At 71.2% G+C, this 16,978-nt stretch carries 13 protein-coding genes; 4 read left to right on the top strand and 9 right to left on the bottom strand.

Annotated elements, in window-relative coordinates:
* Nucleotides 1-103: 103 nt before the first annotated feature.
* Complete coding sequence (locus OG218_RS16130) at nucleotides 104-3,310, bottom strand: sensor histidine kinase (RefSeq protein WP_328294252.1); 3,207 nt, start codon at nucleotides 3,308-3,310, stop codon at nucleotides 104-106.
* Between the two features lie 184 nt (nucleotides 3,311-3,494).
* Between OG218_RS16130 and mobA the strand changes: the two genes are divergently transcribed.
* From mobA to OG218_RS16115, 3 genes are read left to right on the top strand one after another with little or no spacing between them, the layout of a single operon-like run.
* A complete protein-coding gene (gene mobA / locus OG218_RS16125) occupies nucleotides 3,495-4,097 on the top strand; it encodes a molybdenum cofactor guanylyltransferase (protein WP_328294251.1) in 603 nt (200 codons plus the stop codon).
* Between the two features lie 9 nt (nucleotides 4,098-4,106).
* Nucleotides 4,107-5,096 carry an NAD(P)H-quinone oxidoreductase gene (locus OG218_RS16120; protein ID WP_328294250.1) on the top strand — a complete coding sequence of 330 codons (990 nt, stop codon included), beginning with the start codon at nucleotides 4,107-4,109 and terminating at the stop codon, nucleotides 5,094-5,096.
* Nucleotides 5,093-6,844: a glycoside hydrolase family 15 protein gene (locus OG218_RS16115; protein ID WP_328294249.1), complete on the top strand. Its 1,752-nt coding sequence runs from the start codon at nucleotides 5,093-5,095 to the stop codon at nucleotides 6,842-6,844. Before OG218_RS16120 ends, OG218_RS16115 begins: the two co-directional genes overlap by 4 nt.
* A gap of 27 nt (nucleotides 6,845-6,871) precedes the next feature.
* Here the strand turns inward: OG218_RS16115 and OG218_RS16110 are convergent, their stop codons facing one another.
* The 6 genes from OG218_RS16110 to OG218_RS16085 all read right to left on the bottom strand — a co-directional run bounded on the left by OG218_RS16110 (nucleotide 6,872) and on the right by OG218_RS16085 (nucleotide 13,422).
* On the bottom strand, nucleotides 6,872-7,300 hold the full coding sequence (locus OG218_RS16110) for an Hsp20/alpha crystallin family protein (protein ID WP_328294248.1): 429 nt from the start codon (nucleotides 7,298-7,300) through the stop codon (nucleotides 6,872-6,874).
* 181 nt (nucleotides 7,301-7,481) lie between these two features.
* A complete protein-coding gene (locus OG218_RS16105) occupies nucleotides 7,482-9,161 on the bottom strand; it encodes a hypothetical protein (protein WP_328294247.1) in 1,680 nt (559 codons plus the stop codon).
* A 49-nt stretch (nucleotides 9,162-9,210) separates the two neighbouring features.
* Nucleotides 9,211-10,077, bottom strand: coding sequence for a carbohydrate ABC transporter permease (locus OG218_RS16100; protein WP_380258431.1), 867 nt, complete (start codon nucleotides 10,075-10,077; stop codon nucleotides 9,211-9,213).
* 74 nt (nucleotides 10,078-10,151) lie between these two features.
* Nucleotides 10,152-11,171 carry an ABC transporter permease subunit gene (locus tag OG218_RS16095; protein WP_328294245.1) on the bottom strand — a complete coding sequence of 340 codons (1,020 nt, stop codon included), beginning with the start codon at nucleotides 11,169-11,171 and terminating at the stop codon, nucleotides 10,152-10,154.
* A 219-nt stretch (nucleotides 11,172-11,390) separates the two neighbouring features.
* On the bottom strand, nucleotides 11,391-12,278 hold the full coding sequence (locus tag OG218_RS16090; RefSeq protein WP_328294244.1) for a sugar phosphate isomerase/epimerase family protein: 888 nt from the start codon (nucleotides 12,276-12,278) through the stop codon (nucleotides 11,391-11,393).
* A gap of 28 nt (nucleotides 12,279-12,306) precedes the next feature.
* Complete coding sequence (locus OG218_RS16085; RefSeq protein WP_328294243.1) at nucleotides 12,307-13,422, bottom strand: Gfo/Idh/MocA family protein; 1,116 nt, start codon at nucleotides 13,420-13,422, stop codon at nucleotides 12,307-12,309.
* A gap of 141 nt (nucleotides 13,423-13,563) precedes the next feature.
* Between OG218_RS16085 and OG218_RS16080 the strand changes: the two genes are divergently transcribed.
* Nucleotides 13,564-14,532, top strand: a complete 969-nt coding sequence (locus OG218_RS16080; RefSeq protein ID WP_328294242.1) for an aldo/keto reductase — start codon at nucleotides 13,564-13,566, stop codon at nucleotides 14,530-14,532.
* A gap of 93 nt (nucleotides 14,533-14,625) precedes the next feature.
* Here the strand turns inward: OG218_RS16080 and OG218_RS16075 are convergent, their stop codons facing one another.
* Both OG218_RS16075 and OG218_RS16070 read right to left on the bottom strand, forming a co-directional pair.
* Nucleotides 14,626-16,119 (bottom strand): mannitol dehydrogenase family protein, encoded by a 1,494-nt coding sequence (locus OG218_RS16075; RefSeq protein WP_328294241.1) that lies wholly within the window; start codon nucleotides 16,117-16,119, stop codon nucleotides 14,626-14,628.
* A gap of 34 nt (nucleotides 16,120-16,153) precedes the next feature.
* Nucleotides 16,154-16,963, bottom strand: a complete 810-nt coding sequence (locus tag OG218_RS16070) for a carbohydrate ABC transporter permease (protein WP_442906516.1) — start codon at nucleotides 16,961-16,963, stop codon at nucleotides 16,154-16,156.
* Between the last annotated feature and the right edge of the window lie 15 nt (nucleotides 16,964-16,978).

Raw genomic sequence — 16,978 nt, 5'->3', positions numbered from 1 at the left:
GCAGTTCTGTCGGGTCGACTGCTGGTCGTGGTGGAGCGGGAGGTGTTCTCCGCGGGACCGTGGGGTCCGGGAGCGTGGGGCCCGGGAGGTCCGGGGGGGCGGGTCAGGCGTCACCATCGCCACCGCTCTCGGTGGTGGGGGTGTCGCCCTCGGTGCGGCCGCGGGACACGCCGGCCTGGAAGCCGGAGAGCATCGAGCGGACGTCGGCGGGGGCACGGCGCTGGCGGTTGGCCGCGGAGGTGCGGGCCGGGACCGGCTTGGCCGCGGCCGCGGTGGCCCCGGCCTGACGGCGGACCAGCGGGGCGGAACCGCTGCCCCGGGAGGGGGTGAAGTTCTGCCCGTCGGTGAGGGCGGTGAGGGCGTCGGCGGCCAGCGCGCTGCGCTGGCGGAGGGCCTCCCCGACCGTGCGGGTCTGCGCGGGGATCGCGACCGGGGCCGCGGCCACGGGGGCCACGGGGGTCTCGACGACGGGCGCCTCGACGACCGCAGCGACGGGAGCCTCGACCACCGGGGTCTCGACCACCGGGGCCTCGACGACCACCGGGGTCTCGACCACCGGGGCCTCGACCACCGGGGACTCGACCACCGGGGACTCGACGACCACCGGGGTCTCGAGCACGGGGGCCTCGACGACCACCGGGGTCTCGACCACGGCAGCGACGGGGGTCTCGACGACCGGCGCCTCGACGACCGCAGCGACGGGGGCCTCGACGTGCGGGGCCTCCTCGGCCTGCTGCGCGGCGCGGTCGGCCTCGAGGGCGTCCAGTGCGGACGCCTCGGCGGTCGTCGCCTCGCTGCGCTTGCGGGAGGTCCAGAACGCCTCGGCGGCGGTCTTCGGCGGGGCCACGGTCTCGCGGACCTTGCGGGCCTTCTTGCCTGCGGTGGGCAGGATGTCCTGCGCCGCAGCCAGAGCCGTGGGGGCCTCGGCCTTGCGTTCACGCTTCGGCATCGCCGAGGTGGTGGGGGCCGACGCGGTGACCGGCTTCCAGTCCTCCTCCGGCGCCACCACCGGGACGGTGGGGGCGACGGGGGTGGTGGGAGCGACGGGGGCGGGTGACGCCTCTACCTTGGCCTGCGCCTGAGCGGTGCGGCGGCGGGTCGGCAGCTGCCGGCCCTCGACCTTCGACGTGGGCGCGGAGGCGTTGACCTCGGAGCTCGAGGCCGCCTCGGCCGCGGACTTCTGCAGCGTCGCGGACAGCGCGTCGCCCAGGCCCTCGGCCGCCAGCGGGTTGCTGACGATCGTGTTCGGGCCACCGGTGGGTGCGGCCGGGGTGCGGGTGGGCAGACCACCCGGTCCCGCGGGGAGCGCGGACGGGGCCTCCGGCAGGGCCGAGGCACCGCCGTCGGGCAGGGCCGAGACGCCACCCTCGAGCGAGGGGAGGCCGCTGTCGAGGGCCGCGAGCTCCGGCTCCCCGGCCTTGACCGAGCCCGGGGTGAAGAGCGCCGCGGGCAGGACGAGGGTGACGGTGGTGCCGTTGCCCTCGGAGGTCACGAACTCGACCTCGACGTCCAGGCGGCCGGCGAGGCGACCGACGACGTAGAACCCGAGGCGCTGGGCCCCGACGAACTCCGAGGCGCGACCACCGGAGATGCGCTGGTGGGCGGTCTCGACCTCCTCGGCGTTCATGCCGAGGCCGCTGTCCTTGATCGTGATCTCGACGCCGCGGTCGGTCTCGGCGGTGCCGACGACGACGCGGGTGCCGGGGTCGGAGAAGTTCGTCGCGTTCTCGAGCAGCTCGGCGATCATGTGCGAGGCCGACAGCGCGAGGTGACCGACGACCGGCGGGTCGACCTGCAGGGCGAGGTCCACGCGGTCGTAGTGCTCGATCTCGCCGGCCGCGGTGCGGACGACGTCCGACAGCGGCAGCGGACGGCGCAGGCGACGCCCGGTGTTGATGCCGGCGAGGACGAGCAGGGACTCGGCGTTGCGCCGCATCCGGGTCGCGAGGTGGTCGAGGGTGAAGAGGTCCTCGAGGGTGTCGGGGTTCTCCTCGGTGCGCTCCAGCTGGTCCAGGAAGGCCAGCTGGCGGGCGAGCAGCGTCTGGTCGCGACGGGCGACGTTGACGAACATCTCGGCGATCGAGGCGCGCAGCGCGGCCTGCTCCCCGGCGATGCGGAAGGTGGTCTCGTTGAGGTCGTTGATGACGTGGGCGACGTCACCGATCTCGTCGGTGCTCGTGACCTCCAGCGGGGTGAACTCCACGCCGGGACCCTCGCCCGGGGTCTGCATGCGCTCGACCATGCGGGGCAGTTCGTCGCGGACCGTGATGGCCGCGTCGGACAGGGCGCGCAGGCGGCGGCCGATGTCGCGGGCGACGCGCAGGCCGAAGAGGGCGACGGCGGCGAAGACGAGCAGGGCGCCGATCAGCAGGACCACCGTGCCGGTGAGGGCGCGGGTCGACGCGGCGTCGGCGCGGTCGGCGACGGTGGTCGCGATCTCGTTGGTGGCGGCGCGGTAGGCGGTGATGACCTCGCTGGAGGTCTCCTCCCAGCCCTTCTCGGGCAGGGAGGGGGTGCCGGTAGCAGCGGCGAAGATGTTGCGGTCCTGGTTCAGGAACGCCAGCGACTGGGTGACCTGGCTGCTGTTCAGGGTGGCGTCGAGGGCCGCCGCACCGTCGGCGTGCAGTCGGTAGCGGGCCTGCGCCTCGAAGTAGTTGCCCTGTTCGATGGCGTTGCCGCGCAGGACGTCCAGCGCGACGTTGGTGTCGCCCTGGACGATGAGGTCACCGGCGGACTGCTCGACCGACAGCGCGTCGACGCGCTTGAGGAGGTACCCGAACGCGGCGATGTCGTCGGCCAGGTCGCGGTCCTGGGCCTGCTCGGCGACGGTGACGGTGAGGTCGGTGGCGGCGGAGGCGACGGCGCTGTAGCTGTTCAGCGCGGCGAGCGGGGTGGTGGTGCCGTTGTCGACGGCGGCGCGGGTCTGCGGGAGGGTCTCCGCGAGGGCCTTCTGCACGCTGGCGTAGACCACGGCGCTGGACCCGGCGGTCAGGTCCAGGCCGCTGTCCTGGATGGCCCGGGACACCCCGGCGGTGGCGGCGTCGGTGGCGGCGCGGTCGGTGGCGACCTGCGCCTTGAGGTCGTCGGCCGGCGCGGCCAGGTACTCCAGCGTGCTCCGTCGCTCCGTCTGCAGGGCGGTGAAGAAGCCGTTGATCGTCTGCGCCGACTTCGCGTAGGCGGCCAGGTGGCGGCGTTCCGTCGTGGACGTCACGTTCTGGGCTGCCGTCGCGACGACGGCGACGAGCAGCAACACGAGAGGTACCACCAGGAGGACCGCGAGCTTGGCTCGGATGCTCAGGTTCCGCAGCATGTCAACCTTCCGTACGCGATGGTGGGCGGGCGAAACTGCCCACCGTTGGCCGAGCAGACTCAGTGGTGATCGGGACGTGGACCCACGAGGTGAACTCCACGGGCCCGACAACCCTCGTTCGGCTCATCGGCAGCTCGGCGTGGTTGCTTGACCCTTCCGCTCGAACGTGCCACCAGGAGGTCCGGTGCAGGGTGTCGTCGTCGTGGTCGTGGCGGGCGGTGGGAGCACCCGCTGGGCCGCCCGCACGGGACCGGGGGCGGACAAGCTCGCCGCACCCCTGGGTCCCGGGACGGTCCTGCAGCACCTGCTGCGCGAGTTGGCCGGTCACGACGTGGTCATCGTCGGACCGGGCGGGGTTCTGGAGCGCCCGACCGGGGGAGGTCCGCTCGCCGGGTTCGCCGCGGGCCTCGCCGCGAGCACCGCGCCCGTGCTGGTGCTGCTGGGCGGGGACCAGCCCTTCGCCGCGAGCGCCGTGCCCCGTCTCCTCGCCGCCCTCGCCGCGGACCCGGACCTGGACGCCGTCGTCGGGGTCGACGAGGACGGCCGGCGTCAGCCGCTGCTCTCCGCGCACCGGCGCACCGGCGCCCAGCGGGTCCTCGACGGGTTGCCGGCGATCGCGGGCCAGCCGTTGCGGGAACTGTTCCGCGGCCGGGTCGGGGAGGTCGCGGTCAGCGGGCGGGAGGCGCTGGACGTCGACGTGCCGCAGGACCTCGACCGGGCCCGGAGCCTGCTGGCGGACGGGAACGGGGACGGGGATCCGGAGGCGGGTGAGCCGGGCCCGACGTAGTGTCGCGACGTGCGAGCCGTGATCGTCGAACGTCCCGGGGGACCCGAGGTCCTCGTCCCCACCGAGCTGCCGGACCCGGTGGCGGGACCGGGCGAGGTCGTGGTCCGCGTCGCCGCCGCGGGGGTCAACCGGGCCGACGTCGCGCAACGCCTCGGCCACTACCCCTCGCCCCCCGGTGCACCCGAGAACCCGGGCCTGGAGGTCTCCGGCTGGATCGAGTCGACCGGGCCCGACGTCGGGTGGTCGGTGGGTGAACCCGTCTGCGCGCTGCTGGGTGGCGGTGGCTACGCCGAACGCGTCCTCGTCCCCGTCGGGCAGTTGCTGCCCGTCCCCCAGGGCGTCGGCGTGGTCGAGGCCGCGGCGCTGCCCGAGGTCACCTGCACGGTCTGGTCGAACGTCTTCACCCTCGCCGGGCTGCGTCCCGGCGAGCTCCTGCTCGTCCACGGCGGGTCCAGCGGGATCGGGACGATGGCCATCCAGCTGGCCCGTCAGGTCGGGGCCCGGGTGGCCGTCACCGCGGGGTCGGCGGAGAAGCTGCAGCAGTGCGCCGAACTCGGCGCGCAGGTGCTGGTGAACTACCACGACGACGACTTCGTCGAGGCGGTCCGCGCGTTCGAACCGGCCGGCGCCGACGTCGTGCTCGACCTCGTCGGCGCGCCGTACCTGGCCCGCAACCTCGACGTGCTGGCGACCAGCGGTCGCCTCGTGGTGATCGCCACCCAGGGCGGGACCCACGCCGAACTCGACCTGGGGCTCCTCATGCGCAAGCGGATCTCCCTGCACGCCACCGGACTGCGCTACCGCGACGCCGACGACAAGGCGACGATCGTGGCCAGCGTCCGCGACCACGTGTGGCCGCTGATCGCCGACGGCGGGGTGCGTCCCGTTGTGCACGAGACGTTCCCGCTGGCCGAGGCCGCGCGCGCCCACGAGGTCATGGAGGGTTCCTCCCACGTCGGGAAGCTCCTGCTCACGACGGGGGCGCAGGCGCCCCGGTGACGCCCGACGAGTTCACGAAGCAGTTCCCGCCGCACGTCCTGCGCGACTACGCCGTCGTCGCCGACGGCGCCCGCGGCGCGGTCGTCGGCCCACGGGGTGACGTCGTGTGGATGTGCGCCCCGAACTGGCACGACGACGCCGTCTTCGCCGCCCTGCTCGGTGGCCGGGGCGCGTTCTCCGTCACCCCGTCGCACCCCTTCGTCTGGGGCGGTCACTACGAACCGGCGACGCTGGTGTTCCGCCACCACTGGACCTCGCGCGGCGACGGCACGATCGACTGCCGCGACGCCATGTCGATGCCCAGCGACCCCCACTGCGCGGTCCTGCTGCGCGAGGTGGTCGCCGTCGAGGGTGACGGCGAGGTCGACGTCCTCTTCGACCTGCGGGCCGAGTTCGGGTCCAAGGCGCTGCGCAACCTGCGCCGCGACGACTCCGGCCGCTGGAGCGCCCGGTCCGGCGACCTGCACGTGCGGCTGAGCGGGCTGGGTTCCGCCGACGTCGAGGACGGGATGCTGCGGGCGCACCTGCGCGTCCCGGCCGGCACCTCCCACCACCTCGTGCTGGAGGTCGGGACCCGCCTGCGCGAGGAACCCCCGGACCCGGTGCACTCCTGGACCTCCACCGAGCACACCTGGAGGTCGGCGGTGCCCGACATCCCGCACTCGGTCGCACCCGAGGAGGCCCGGCACTCCTTCGCGCTGATCCGTGGGCTGACCTCGGACTCGGGCGGGATGGTCGCCGCCGCGACGATGTCGCTGCCCGAGCACGCCGACAAGGGCCGCAGCTACGACTACCGCTACGCCTGGATCCGCGACCAGTGCTACGCGGGGCTCGCCCTCGCCGAGTGCGGGGAACCGAGCGAGCTGTACCGGACGCTCGTGGACTTCGTGGTCCGACGGGTCCTGGCCGACGGGCCGGACCTGGTGCCCGCCTACACCGTGCTGGGGGCTCCCGTCCCCGACGAACGGCACACCGGTGTCCCCGGCTACCCCGGTGGGTGGGACATCGCGGGCAACCACGTCCGCGGGCAGTTCCAGCTCGACGCGTTCGGCGAGGTGCTGCAACTGCTGGCCTCCGCCGCGCGCTTCGACGTCCTGGACACCGACGGCCGGCGCGCCGTGGGCGTCGCGGTCTCCGCGATCGAGAAGCGCTGGGAGGAACCCGACGCCGGGATCTGGGAGATCGAGGACGACTGGTGGACGCACTCCCGGCTGGAGTGCGTCGCCGGGTTGAAGTGCATCGCGGCGGTGTCCTCGCCCGGCGAGGCGGCGCGCTACGCGGCGCTCGCGGACACGATCCTCGCGCGGACCTCGCGGGACTGCCTGCACCCCGACGAGGGCCGGTGGCAGCGCAGCCCGACCCAGCCCGGGGTCGACGCGGCGTTGCTGCGTCCCGTCCTGCACGGCGCCCTGGCGGTGGAGGACCCGCGGTCGCGGGCGACGCTCGCGGCGGTGCGGCGCGACCTCGTCGAGGACCACCACGTCTACCGCTACTCCCCCGACTCGATGCCGCTGGGCACCACCGAGGGGGCGTTCCTGCTCTGCGGCTTCGTCGTCGCCGAGGCCCTGCACGCCGACGGCCAGGAGGTCGACGCGTTCCGCTTCTTCGAGCGCAACCGGGCCGCGTGCGGTCCGGCGGCGTTGCTGAGCGAGGAGTGGGACGTGCGCGAACGCCAGCTGCGCGGGAACTTCCCCCAGGCGTTCGTGCACGCCGCACTGCTCTCGAGTTCCCTCCGACTGGCGCGCTGACGGTGGTGGTCGTCAGCGCGCGTCGGCTCAGACGGTGGTGATCTCGATCCGGGTCGGCTGCGCGGTGGTGTGCGCCCCGGCGACGCGGACGGTCAGGACACCCGCGTCGTAGCTCGCGCTGATCGACTCCGCGGTGACGGAGGCCGGCAGCGTGAAGCTGCGGCGGAAGGTGCCGTAGCGGATCTCGGTGCGGCGGCGCGCGGATTCCTCGCGGGGGTCCTTGCGTTCACCGCGGACGACGAGCTCGCCCTTCTCGACCTCGACGGTGACGTCCTCCAGGAGGTTCTCCTCGGCGATGCCGGGGAGTTCCAGCTTCACGACGGCGTCGTCCCCGTCGCGGCCGACCTCGACGGCCGGGACGAACCCGGTGGGGGTCCCGAAGCTGTTGCGGACCAGCGCGTCGAACTGGGCCTGGGTCTCGAAGGGGCTGCGGCGCCACACGGACAGCGTGTTCATGAGTGTCCTCCTCGGACGTTCCCGACGCTCGGGGTGAGCGCCTTCGAGGGACACAACCTGAGTCCCCTCGACTCACTTCCCCCGTTCGCCGACGGTGGAAGGGCCCCGACCACCCCACCCCGAACCCCCGACCCGTGATCTCGCGGGAAACCCAGCGGGATCACGGATCGGGGGTGCCGGATCAGCTCGTGGCGATCGCCCCCGCCTTCTGCAGCGCGTCCTGGTACTCGGTGCGCATCTTGTCCCCCACCGAGTTCTTCCACGTCGAGACCAGGGTCTTGAGGTCGGCGAACGGACGACGCTCCTGGACGACGTCGTTGACGCCGTCGGTGAAGGTCTTGTCGGCCGTGGCGTTGTCGGTCGAGGCGGCGTTGGAGTACAGCCCGATCACCGGGTTGGCGATGCCGGTGGGGATCTCCAGCGACTGGTACTCGTGCTGGGTGTCGGCGTCCTGGGGACGACCGGGGACGTAGATGTTGTACGGGCTGTCGGCCAGGTAGCGGATGGGCAGGACCGTGTCCTTGGTCCCGGTCGGGGTGAGCACCGGGTTTCCCCCCGGGTCCAGCGTGTGGTCGACGCCCTCCTGGCCGAAGAGGCGGTACTTGTACTCCTCCGTGCCGAACGGTGCGGCCAGCCAGTTCAGCACCCGCAGGACCGTCTTGATCTTCTCCGGGTCGTCCTGCTGCTTGAGCATGGTCATCGAGAAGTACCCGTTGCCGTAGGCCCAGTGCGCCAGTCCACTCCCGTCACGCAGGTGGACGGGCATCAACCCGAGCTTGAAGTTCGGGTTCGAGGCGTTGTCGAGCTGGTACTGGATCCACCCCGGGTAGCCGTCGGCGGCGTTGATGGCGCAAGTCCCGGCGTTGAACAACTGCTTGAACGGCTGGGCCGTGTCGAAGGAGTCCGGGTGCATCACGCCCGACTTCCACATGGCGATCAGGTCGGTGACGGTCTGGGCGTACTGGTCGGTCTCGTAGACGTGGGTGAGCTTGCCCCCCTCCTCCGCCCAGACGTTCGGCTCGCCGTTCATCCGCCCGAGCAGCTGGCGGGGCTGGTTGAAGAGGCTGAAGGCCCACCGCCGCTGCTTGGGGTCGGTCAGCGCCTTGGTCGTCTCGACGAGTTCGTCGTAGCTCTTCGGCTCGGGCGAGACCCCGGCGGCCTCGAACAGGTCCTGACGGATGAAGTGGTAGTTGCCGATGGCCCCGCGGGCGATGGGGATGCCGTAGATCCCGTTGTTGTAGACCGTCGCCTTCCAGGTGCGGGTGGGGATGTTGGCGAGGTTGGGGTACTCCTTGACCGCGTCACCGGAGAGGTGCTCACTCAGGTCGGTGAAGCGCTTCTCGAGCAGCTGCGGCAGGTTGGGCACCGGGAAGGTGCTGCCGGTGACGGGGCCGGGGATCTGGAGCATGTCCGGGAGCTCGTTGCCGGCGATGACGGTGGGGAACTTCTGCAGGTAGTCGGCGTTGCTGACCATCTGCAGCTGGAGGTCGACGCCGAGCCGGTCGTTCAGGCCCTGCCAGTAGGTGTTGTCCCCGACGCCCGGCGGGACGGCGAAGTAGATGTTGGCCATCCCGGTCACCGTCTCCCCGTGACCGGGGACCTCCTCGACCGAGGTGGGGTTCTCGGCGGGGAAGTTCCGGAAGGCGGGGTCCACGCCCTGCTCGGTGCCCGGGAGGTCCGGGGTCACCCCGGTGTAGGGCACGTAGGTCGGCAGGACGGCGGTGTTCTTCCCGCTGTCTCCCCCCGAACCACCGCTGTCGTTCCCGCTGGAGCAGGCGGACAGGCCGCCCGTCGCGAGCAGACCCGCACCACCTCCTGCCCCTGCGAGCAGACTGCGTCGACTGAAAGCGCTCTCTGACATGGATCCTCCTCGACCCGGTGGGTTGATCGTGAGTCGTGCGGCGGGCGGTTCAGCCCTTGACTGCGCCGATCAGGACGCCCTTGGCGAAGTGCCTCTGGATGAAGGGGTAGACCAGCAGGATCGGCACGATGGCCATCACCAGGATGGCCATCTGCAGCGGCAGCTGCGGGGGCAGGGCCTCGCCTGCGGCGTCGCCGCCGATCGTCGTCTGGTTGACCACGTAGGTCCGCAGCACCAGGGCCATCGGCCACTTCTCGCTGGACTGGATGTAGAGCAGGGCGTTGAAGAACGCGTTCCAGTAGGCGACCGCGTAGAAGAGCCCGATGACGGCCAGCACCGCCTTGGACAGCGGCAGCACGATGCGCAGCAGGACCGTCGCGGCTCCGACCCCGTCGATGGCGGCCGACTCGAAGAGCTCCTTGGGCAGTTCCTGGAAGAACGCGCGCATGACGATGACGTTGAAGGCGTTGACGAGCACCGGAAGGACCAGCGACCACAGGGAGTCCAGCAGGTGGAACTCCTTGACCACCAGGTAGCTCGGGATGAGCCCCGGGGCGAAGAGGATCGCGCCCAGCACCAGCATGAGCACCGGTTTGGCGCCCAGGGCACCCGGCCGGGACAGCCAGTAGGCGAGACCCGCGGTCGCGGCCAGCGACAGGAACGTCCCGACCACGGTGACCCCGATGGAGATGAGGACCGCGCGGGTGACCACGCCCCCTTGGAGCACGGTGGTGTAGGCGTCGAAGCTGATCCCGCTCCCGGGCCACAGGACCATCCCGCCACCGGAGTCGTTGATGGTCTTCTGGTCGGCCAGGGACGTGGCGATCACCGTCCAGAAGGGGATGACGACCAGCGCCACCGAGATGGCCAGGAAGACGAACTTCAGGGCCTGGGTGGCGACGCTCGGCTTCTCCATCCACGGAGGCCGCTTGCCGTCCTTGCGGAACGACGGGACGGTGTCGTCACCGATGGTCGCGTTCTCGACGGTGGTCACTTCTCGTACACCCCTCTCTCACCGAAGAGGTGAGCCAACTTGTTCGCGCCGACGACGAGGAGGACTCCGACCAGGCCCTTGATCAGGCCTGCGGCCGCCGAGGTTCCCCACTCACCGCCGAGGATGCCGTTGTTGTAGACCCAGGTGTCCAGGACCTCACTGGCCTGCAGACCGACCGGTCCCTGCTGCAGGATGATCTGCTCGAACCCCACCGAGAGGCTGCTGCCCAGGCGGAGGATGAGCAGCAGGATGATCAGCCCCTTGAGGGCCGGCAACGTGATGTACCAGAGGCGTTGTCGTGCGTTCGCACCGTCCACCGCGGCCGCCTCGTACTGCTCCTGGTCGACGCGGGAGATCGCGGCGAGGAAGATGATGGTTCCCCAGCCGGCGTCCTTCCAGATCACCTGGCTGGTGACCAGCGCCTTGAACAACTCCGGAACCCCGATGATGTTGATGATCGGGAAGTCGTTCTGCACGAGGAAGGTGTTCAGCATGCCCGCGTTGCCCAGCATCTGCTGGAACAGCGCGACGACGATCACCCAGGACAGGAAGTGCGGCAGGTAGAGGATCGACTGCAGGATCCGCTTCAGGCGCTCCCCGGAGAGGCTGTTCAGCACCAGGGCGATCACCAGGGGGACCGGGAAGACCAGCACCGTCTGGATGATCGTGAGGACGATCGTGTTCCACAGGGCGTTGCGGAACGCAGGGTTCCCGTCCCACAGGAACGAGAAGTTCTGCCAACCGACCCAGTCCGACTCGGAGATGCTCAGGTAGGGCTGGTAGTCCTTCCAGGCGATGACGTTGCCCAGGAGGGGAAGGTACTGGAACGCCACCAGGGCGATCGCACCGGGGAGACCCAGTGCGACGAGGAGCAGCCTGTCGCGCGACCAGCGGCGCCGGGGAGCGCGCGGCGCACGGGATCCGCGCCGCGGGGGTTTCGCCGGGGCGCTGCCGACGGAGAGGTTCCCGGCCGCAGCCGCGACCGACGACTTCTCACCGGAAGAGTTCTGTCTCACCTTTGAGCTCCTGCCACGTCACCTGCACGGGGGTTGGCCGGACAGTCCGAGTTCGAGCACCGGGTTCCTGCGGGGCCGGGTCCCCCACGCCGGGAACCCGCGCCACCGCGGTAAACGCTTACCCCGATCGCCGTTCCGACGCTAGCACGGCTGGGGTCGCAACGGAAGGTTTCCCGAGGCGCGTCATGCTCTGCCGCAACGCATCCGGGGATCCTCAGGTCACGGAACGGTCACCGCGGCGAGGTGGTCCCGCGCCCACTCCCACGAGATCCGGTGGGACTCGTGGAGGGAACCCACGCTCGGGTGGTCGACCTCGATCATGTAGTCCCCGTCGTAGTCGTCGGGGAGGGCGTCGAGCACCGCCCCGAGGTCGAGCACGCCCCGTCCGGGTTCCGCCCACAACCGCCCGCTGCTCGCCTTCTCGCGGTACGTCCCACCGCCGCCGGCCCCGTCGAGGTGGTCGGGGTAGAGGTCCTTGAGGTGGATCCCGCCGGTGCGGTCGGCGTAGCGCCGGACGAGGGCGACGGGGTCGATCCCCGCCCACCGCAGGTGCCCGGTGTCCGGCCCGAAACCGATGAGGTCGGGTCCGAGGTCGTCCAGCAGGGAGGTGATCTCGTGTTCGGTCTCGAACACACCCCCGACGTGGGAGTGGTGCAGCGGCCGGACCCCCTCGGTGATCAGCACCGCGCAGACCCGGCCGGCGTTCTCGATCGCCCGGTCGAGGCGGCCCTGGTCGAACCCGGCCCCGACGGCCGGGCGCTCGAGGCGTTCGGGCAGGGACATCGACGAGAGCATCGTGCGGTCGAGACCGAGTTCCGCCTGTTCGGCGCCGAAGCGCCGGGCCTGCTCGAGCACGTCGGCCATCTCGACGGTCTCGTCCAGCGCGCTGCTGAAGAGCCCGATCGAGGGACTGAGCCCGAAACCCGCGATCCAGTCCGCGTACTCCCCCGTGCTCATCCCGGCCGGGAGGTCGGCCTTCACCGCGGTGAAACCGATCTGCTGGAAGTCGCGGAAGGCCTGCTCGAAGACCTCCCGGGTCTTCCCGGCCTGCGACCAGTACGGGATGGGGTTCGCCGCGACCCTGCGGCCGGGTCGTCCAGACGTCATCGTCGTCTCTCCTCGTTCGATCTGACGGTCAGGGGGTTCTCTGCAGGGAGGGGGCCAGCGTCACCGGACGCGACGTCCGGGCGGACTCGTAGAGGCCGGTGATCACGGCGACCGCGAGGCGGTTCTCCTCCAGGCCGACCCGCAGTTCCGCCTCACCCCGCAGGGCGGCCAGGACGTTGCGGTACTGGGCCAGGTGCGCGTCGGACATCCGGCCGGGGAGGCTGGTCACCGGCGCGGTCGCCTCCGGTCCACCGAAGCGCTCGACCTGGTTGGTGCCCGTGCCGCGGGCGCCCATGAGCGTCTCCTGCGGTGCTCCACCGGGCGGCGTCGCGTGGAAGTAGACGAGACGGTCGTCCTCGATCACGGCCGAGCCGCGGTCGCCGTGGACCTGCAACCGGGTGCTCAGGCCCGGGTACACGGCGGTGGAACCGTGCAGGGTCGCGATGGCCCCCGATTCGAAGCGCACGACACCCGTCGCGACGTCCTCGACCTCGATGCGCTCGTGGGCCCGGACGGCCGTCCAGCCGAACACCTCCACCGGCCGGCCCATCGTGGCGATCAGGAGGTCGACGGTGTGCACGCCCTGGTTCATGAGGGCCCCGCCGCCGTCCAGCGCCCACGTGCCGCGCCAGTCGCCGGAGTCGTAGTAGCTCTGCCCGCGCCACCAGTCGATCGAGGCGGTCGCGGAGGTCAGCCGGCCGAACTCCCCGCGGGCCACCGCGGCCACGACGATCTCCGCCGCCGGGTCGAAGCGGTGCTGGGAGATGACCGAGACCAGGGTGCCGGCGCGGTCGCGGGCCCGGACCATCTGCTCGATCCGCTCGGGCGAGATCTCCGCCGGCTTCTCGACCACGACGTGCTTGCCGGCCTCCAGCGCCTGCACGGTCAGCTCGCCGTGGGTACCGGTCGGGGTGCAGACGACCGCGACGTCGAAGGGCACGCCCGCCAGGGCCTGCGCCAGCGTGGCGTGGACCTGACCCCCGTGCTCCGCGGCGAAGGCCTGGGCACGTTCCGCGACCGGGTCCACCACCGCGACGAGTTCGGCCTCCTCGGCCAGCTGGCCGAGGACGGCGCCGTGCTGACGGGCGATGACGCCCGCGCCGATGACGGCGAAACGGGTTCTGCTGTGCTGGGGAAGGGGCATGCTTGGACTCCTCGTCGAGTGGCGTCACCGTGCCGGAGCGCCCCGACGAGGGTCAAGATCGATCGATCACCACGGATCGTTCGATCGCCCGTTCCTCCGCCCGCGCAGGCAGCCGAACGGGTGATCGGGCACGATCGCGTCATGGACTACGTGAAACTCGGTCACACCGGCCTCGAGGTCTCCCGGCTCGTCCTCGGGTGCATGAGCTACGGCGACCCGGCCCGGGGCAACCACGGGTGGACGCTGCCCGCGGAGGAGAGCGCCCCCTTCCTGCACCGCGCGCTCGACGCCGGCGTCAACTTCTTCGACACGGCCAACGTCTACTCCGACGGTTCCAGCGAGGAGATCCTGGGCGACGTCCTGCTCAAGGCCGCGCGCCGCGAGGACCTCGTCATCGCCACCAAGGTCCACGGCCGCATGCGCCCGGGACCCAACGGTGCGGGGCTCTCCCGGAACGCGATCCTCACCGAGATCGACAACTCGCTGCGCCGCCTCGGGACGGACTACGTCGACCTCTACCAGATCCACCGCTTCGACCCCACCGTCCCGCTCGAGGAGACGCTGCAGGCCCTGCACGACGTGGTCGCGGCCGGGAAGGTCCGCTACCTCGGCGCCAGCTCGATGTGGGCGTGGCAGTTCTCCAAGGCCCTGCACCTGCAGGACCTCAACGGCTGGACCCGGTTCTCGACGATGCAGGACCACTACAACCTCCTCTACCGCGAGGAGGAGCGGGAGATGCTGCCGCTGTGCGCCGACGAGGGCGTCGGGGTCATCCCCTGGAGCCCGCTGGCCCGCGGCAAGCTCACGCGCGACTGGGACGCCACGACGAACCGCTCCGAGAAGGACGAGTTCGGCAAGACCCTCTACCGCGACTCCGACGCCGACGTGGTCGCGGCGGTGGCGCGGGTCGCCGAGCGCCGCGGGGTCTCCCGCGCCCAGGTCGCGCTGGCCTGGGTCGCGCAGAACCCGGTCGTGGTCGCCCCCATCGTCGGCGCCACCAAGCCCCAGCACCTCGAGGACGCCCTCGCGGCGATCGAGCTGGAGCTCACCGCCGACGAGGTCGCCGAGCTCGAGGCCCCCTACGAACCCCACGAGGTCGCCGGCTTCTGAGGCCCCACCCGCCCCCCGAAACGACTTCTGGGGAGCTTCCCACCCTTCGGCAGCGCCGGAAGGGTGGAGAGCTCCCCAGGAGTCGGGACGGGGTCAGCGGGCGACGATCGCCTCGAGGGTCGCGCGGGCGCCGTGGGCGTGCAACGAGGCCAGCGTGGCGGTGTACTCCGCGACGAACGCCTCGTCGTCGACGAGGTCGCCGAAGAGGGCCCGGTCGGCGATGAAGGCCGTCGGGTCGGTGCGGTTGCGCTGGGCCGTCGCCACGAGGCGGTCCGCGATGCGGTCCGACACCTCGATCTGCTCGCCCTGCTCGTCGACCCCCTCGGCGTAGCGGGCCCAGCTGGCCACGACGGCGGCGGCGCGGAAGAACTCGCCGCCGTGCGCGATCTGGTGCCGGACGACCGGCAGCAACCACTTCGGGATGCGGTCGGAGCTCTCGTTGCACAGCCGCGCCACGGTGTCGCGGACCTCGCCGTTGGAGAACCGGCTGACGAGTTCGTGACGGTAGGCGTCCAGGTCGATCCCGGGGACGGGGGCCAGGGTCGGGGACCCTTCGCGTTCCATGTACCCGAGCAGGAACGTCGCGAACAGCGGGTCCTGGGCGACCTCGTGGACCAGCCGGTAGCCGGCGAGGTAGCCGAAGTAGCACAGCGCCTGGTGGCTGGCGTTGAGCAGCCGGAGCTTCATCAGCTCGTAGGGCTCGACGTCGTCGACGACCTGGACGCCCGCGTCCTCGTAGGGCGGTCGGCCGAGGCCGAAGTCGTCCTCCAGGACCCACTGCACGAACGGTTCGCAGACCACGGGCCAGGCGTCCTCGACGCCGAACGCCTCGCGCACCTCGGCGCGGTCGTCGTCGGTGGTGCCGGGGGTGATCCGGTCGACCATGCAGTTCGGGAACTTCACGTGCTCGTCGATCCAGGTACCGAGCTCGGCGTCCTTGGCCTTCGCGAACGCCACGAACACCTGGTGGGCGACGTGACCGTTGCCCTGGATGTTGTCGCAGGACATCACTGTGAAGGGCGGGATCCCGCGGTCGCGGCGACGGCGCAGCGCCTCGGTGACCAGACCGAACGACGTCTGCGGGACGGCGCCGTCGGCGAGGTCCGCCGCGACCTTCTCCTCGGTGAGCACGAACTCGCCGCTGACCGCGTCGATGTTGTAGCCGCCCTCGGTGACCGTGAGGGAGACGATGCGGATCCGCGGGTCGGCCATCGCCTCCACCGCCCCCTCGGTGTCCTCGGGGGCGAGGATGAAGTCGAGGATGGAACCGATGACGCGGGGTTCGCGGGAACCGTCGGGGTCCTTCAGCACCAGGGTGTACAGGCCCCCCTGGGCGTCCATGACCTCCTTCATCCGCCGGTCGTGCGGCAGCACGCCGATGCCGCGGATGCCCCAGTCCAGCGCCTTGCCCTCGTTCATCAGGCGGTCCAGGTACATCGCCTGGTGCGCACGGTGGAAACCACCGACCCCCAGGTGGACGATCCCGGGCGTCACCTGCGACCGGTCGTAGCCGGGGACGGGCACGCGCTCGCCGATGGCGGCGAGGTTCTCCGGGGTCAGCGGCAGTGCGGTGGTGGTGGAGGTCACGGAAGCGCTCCAGGGGTTGCGGTGGACGGGCGGGTCACTTCACGGCACCCATGGACAGACCCTGCACCAGCTTGTCCTGGGCGGCGAACCCGGCCACGAGGACCGGCAGCGAGATCACGGTCGCCGCGGCGCACAACTGCGCCAGGAACAGGCCCTGGCTGGTGACGAAACCGGTGAGGAACACCGGTGCCGTGCTGGCGATGGTGTTCGTCAGCGTGCGGGCCAGCAGCAGTTCGTTCCAGCTGAAGATGAAGCAGATCAGCGCGGTGGCGGCCACCCCCGGCATCGCGACCGGGCGGACGATCGACCACAGCATCCGGATCAGGCCGGCGCCGTCGATCGAGGCCGCCTCGAGCATCTCGCCGGGGACCTCGGCCAGGAACGACTGCATCATCCAGACCGCGATCGGCAGGTTCATCGAGGTGTAGAGGACGATCAGCAGCCAGATGTTGTCCAGTGTGCCCGTCTTGGTCGCGAACAGGTACAACGGCAGCAGCCCGGCGACGAGCGGCATGAACTTCGTCGACAGGAAGAAGAACATGACGTCGGTCCACTTCTGGACCGGACGGATCGAGAGCGCGAACGCCGCGGGGATCGCCAGGGCCAGGACGATCAGGGTCGAGATGACCGACGCCATCGCCGAGTTGATGAGCGGTGCGGCGGGCTGCGCGGAGAAGAAGGAGCGGTACCCGTCGAGGGTCAGCCCGGCGGCGATCGACGGCGGGTTGGTCGCCGCGTCGGTCTCGGAGTGCAGCGAGGTGAGGACCATCCACAGCACCGGCAGGACGAAGAGGATGCCGACGATCCAGGCGATGAGGCCCCAGATCGGCTTGCTGCGGTTCATCTCGCGGGAACGTTG

This window comes from Kineococcus sp. NBC_00420, from assembly GCF_036021035.1.
GTDB lineage: Bacteria > Actinomycetota > Actinomycetes > Actinomycetales > Kineococcaceae > Kineococcus.
Note: the sequence above shows the minus strand (reverse complement) of the source record. Positions and strands in the feature narration are given on the sequence as shown.

Bases quoted from the DNA above. Each gene is read 5' to 3' on its own strand.
- OG218_RS16130 (WP_328294252.1), bottom strand. From the start codon at position 3,310: ATGCTGCGGAACCTGAGCATCCGAGCCAAGCTCGCGGTCCTCCTGGTG.
- OG218_RS16110 (WP_328294248.1), bottom strand. From the start codon at position 7,300: ATGAACACGCTGTCCGTGTGGCGCCGCAGCCCCTTCGAGACCCAGGCC.
- OG218_RS16105 (WP_328294247.1), bottom strand. From the start codon at position 9,161: ATGTCAGAGAGCGCTTTCAGTCGACGCAGTCTGCTCGCAGGGGCAGGA.
- OG218_RS16100 (WP_380258431.1), bottom strand. From the start codon at position 10,077: ATGGAGAAGCCGAGCGTCGCCACCCAGGCCCTGAAGTTCGTCTTCCTG.
- OG218_RS16090 (WP_328294244.1), bottom strand. From the start codon at position 12,278: ATGACGTCTGGACGACCCGGCCGCAGGGTCGCGGCGAACCCCATCCCG.
- OG218_RS16085 (WP_328294243.1), bottom strand. From the start codon at position 13,422: ATGCCCCTTCCCCAGCACAGCAGAACCCGTTTCGCCGTCATCGGCGCG.
- OG218_RS16080 (WP_328294242.1), top strand. From the start codon at position 13,564: ATGGACTACGTGAAACTCGGTCACACCGGCCTCGAGGTCTCCCGGCTC.
- OG218_RS16070 (WP_442906516.1), bottom strand. From the start codon at position 16,963: ATGAACCGCAGCAAGCCGATCTGGGGCCTCATCGCCTGGATCGTCGGC.